The following is a 3244-nucleotide window of genomic DNA, read 5'->3' on the forward strand; positions in this document are numbered from 1 at the left end:
ACCCGTCCCCATGAACCCATCGCCGCCGTCCGGCGAGTGGAGGACGAGCGACATGTAGTCCTGGCCGTTGGTGCCCGCGAACACGCCGACCTGCTGGCCGCGCAGCGTGGTCGGATCGATGCCCGCCCGCTCGAACGCCTCCCAGGAGGTCTCCAGCAGCAACCGCTGCTGCGGGTCCATGGCCAGCGCCTCACGCGGCGAGATCCCGAAGAACGCCGCGTCGAACTCCCCGGCGTCCGCCAGGAATCCGCCCTCGCGGACATAGCTGGTGTGCTCGGTGGCCGAGTCCGGGTCGTACAGCGCCTCCAGGTCCCAGCCGCGGTCGGCCGGGAAGCCCGTCACCGCGTCCTGCCCGGAGACCAGGAGCCGCCACAGCTCCTCCGGCGACCGCACACCGCCCGGGAAACGGCAGCTCATCCCGACAATCGCGATCGGATCGTCGGCGACGGCCACCGCCGTGGACGGCACACCGGCCACCGCGTCGGCCGCGCTCTCGTCGCCCAGGATCTCCGTACGGAGGTGGGCGGCGAGCACCGAGGACGACGGGTAGTCGTACACCAGGGTGGGCGGCAGCTTCAGCCCGGTGACGGTGTTCAGCCGGTTGCGCAGCTCCACCGCCGTCAGCGAGTCGAAGCCCAGGTCCCGGAAGGCCCGGTCCGCCTCGACGGCCTCCGCGTCGGAGTGGCCCAGCACATCGGCCACGGCCGAGCGCACCAGGTCAAGCAGCATCCGCTCGCGCTCCGCCGCCGGGACCCCCGCGAGCCGCTGGGCGAGCGAGGACTCGTCCGCGCCGCCACCGGCCGTACGGGCGGTACGCCCGCTCTCGGCCTCCAGCGCCGTACGCACCTCGGGCAGCTCCAGCAGCAGCGGGCTCGGCCGGGAGGCGGTGAAGCCGGGGGCCAGCCGCTCCCAGTCGATGTCCGCGACCGTCACCGCGGTCTCGTCCAGGTCCAGCGCCCGCTGCAGCGCGGCGATGGCCAGGTCCGCCGCCATCGGCGGCACCCCGGCGCGGCGCATGCGCTGCTCCAGCGCGTCGTCCGCGGCCATCCCGCCCTCGGCCCACGGACCCCAGGCCACCGAGGTGGCGGGCAGGCCCTCGGCCCGGCGGCGCTCGGCGAGCGCGTCCAGGAAGGCGTTGGCGGCGGCGTAGTTGGCCTGACCGGCGGCGCCGATCGAGCCCGCGAACGAGGAGAACAGGACGAAGGCCGACAGGTCCAGGTCCAGGTCCCGCGTCAGCTCGTGCAGGTTGGCCGCGGCGTCGGCCTTGGCGCGCAGGACGGTGGCGAAGCGCTCGGGCGTCAGCGACTCCAGAACGCCGTCGTCCAGCACCCCGGCCGCGTGCACCACCGCCGTCAGCGGCAGCTCGGCGGGGAGCCCGGCCACCAGCGCGGCCAGGGCCTCGCGGTCGGCGGCGTCGCAGGCCGCGACGGTGACCCGGGCGCCCGAGGCGGCGAGTTCGTCCCGCAGCTCGGCCGCGCCGGGGGCGTCGAGGCCACGGCGGCTGGTGAGCACCACGTGCTCGGCGCCCTTGTCGATCAGCCAACGGGCCACATGCGCGCCCAGCGCGCCCGTACCGCCCGTCACCAGCACCGAGCCCGCGCCCGGCCGCCAGTCACGGCCACGCTCGCTCTTGGCGGTCCCGGCGGTGTTGGCCGTCCTGGCGGTGTTGGCCGTCCTGGCGGCGGTCCCGGTGGCCCGGGTCAGCCTGCGGCCGAAGACACCGGAGGCGCGCACCGCCACCTGGTCCTCGCCGTCGCCACCGGCCAGCACACCCGCGAGCCGCGACAGCGCGCGGTCGTCCGCCGTCTCCGGCAGATCGACCAGACCGCCCCACCGCTCGGCCAGTTCCAGGGCCGCGACCCGGCCCAGGCCCCAGACCCGCGCCTGCCACGGGTCCACCGGGCCGTCCGCCCGGCCGGTCGAGACCGCGCCGCGCGTGGCGACCCACAGCGGCGCGTCCACGGCCAGGTCGCCCAGCGCCTGTGCCAGGGCGGCCGTGCGGAGCAGCCCGTCGGCGCCCTCCGTCAGGGACGGCAGCGCGAACACACCGGCCACCGGCGCGTCGGCGACCGCCTCGCGCAGCGGCTCGGCCATGCCCGTGCGGTCCCCGGCGGTCAGCTCGACCGTCCGCACCTCGGCGCCGCGTGCGGACAGCGTCCGTACGACGCCCTCGGCCAGTGCGCCGTCCGCCCCGCCGTCCGCCCCGCCATCCGTCGCGCCATGCGTCGCGTCGGCCCGGGCGACGACCAGCCAGCGGCCGGTCAGCGTCCCCTCGGCGTGGGCGGCCACCGGCTTCCAGGTCACCTGGTAGCGCCAGGCGTCCACGGTGGACCGCTCGCCCTGGCGGCGCCGCCACGAGGACAGCATCGGCAGAACGGCGCCCAGCGAGGAGAGCGCGTCGGCGTCGGCGTCCGCGTCCTCGGACTGGAGCGTCCCGGCCAGGGCCGCCAAGTCCTCGCGCTCGACGGCCTCCCAGAACCGCGCGTCCACGGAATCCATGGCCGCGACGGCCTCACGGACCTCCTCCGGGTTCTCGACCCAGAAACGCTGCCGCTGGAAGGCGTAGGTCGGCAGCTCGACCGTGCGGGCTCCCGTACCGGCGAAGAACGCCGCCCAGTCCAGGGCCGGCCCCCGCGTGTGCAGCGCGGCGAGCGCCGCCGTCAGCGCCCCCGGCTCGGTACGGCCCTTGCGGAGCGCCGAGACGAAGGCGGCGGCATCGCCGGACACGCACTCCTGGGCCATGGCGGTGAGGACACCGTCGGGGCCCAACTCGACGTAGGTCGTGACGCCCTGGGCCTCCATCGTCCGCACCCCGTCGAGGAAGCGGACCGCTTCGCGGACGTGGCGCACCCAGAAGCCGGGGGTCGTGATCTCCTCGGCGGAGACCACGTTCCCGGTGAGGTTGGAAACGATCGGGATGCGCGGAGCCTCGTAGCTCAGCCCCTGCGCAACCTCACGGAACGCCTCCAGCATCCCGTCCATACGCGGCGAATGGAACGCATGGCTCACGGTGAGCCGCTTGGTCTTACGACCCTGCGCCTCAAAACCAGAGGCGATCGCGACAGCCGCGTCCTCATCACCGGCGATGACCACGGACGACGGGCCGTTCAAGGCCGCGATGCTGACGCCCTCGGTCAGCAGCGGCGCCACCTCGTCCTCCGACGCCTGGACGGCGACCATCGCGCCACCCGCAGGAAGCTCCTGCATCAACCGGCCACGCGCCGCCACCAACTTCGCCGCATCC

The 3244-nt window shown here is 75.1% G+C and carries 1 protein-coding gene; it reads right to left on the bottom strand.

From position 1 onward, the window contains the following. On the bottom strand, window positions 1–3244 hold a 3244-nt coding region (locus tag NP777_RS46630; RefSeq protein ID WP_305890851.1), incomplete at both ends, for an SDR family NAD(P)-dependent oxidoreductase.

It is taken from the genome of Streptomyces rugosispiralis, assembly GCF_024505145.1.
Taxonomy (GTDB): Bacteria; Actinomycetota; Actinomycetes; order Streptomycetales; family Streptomycetaceae; genus Streptomyces; species Streptomyces rugosispiralis.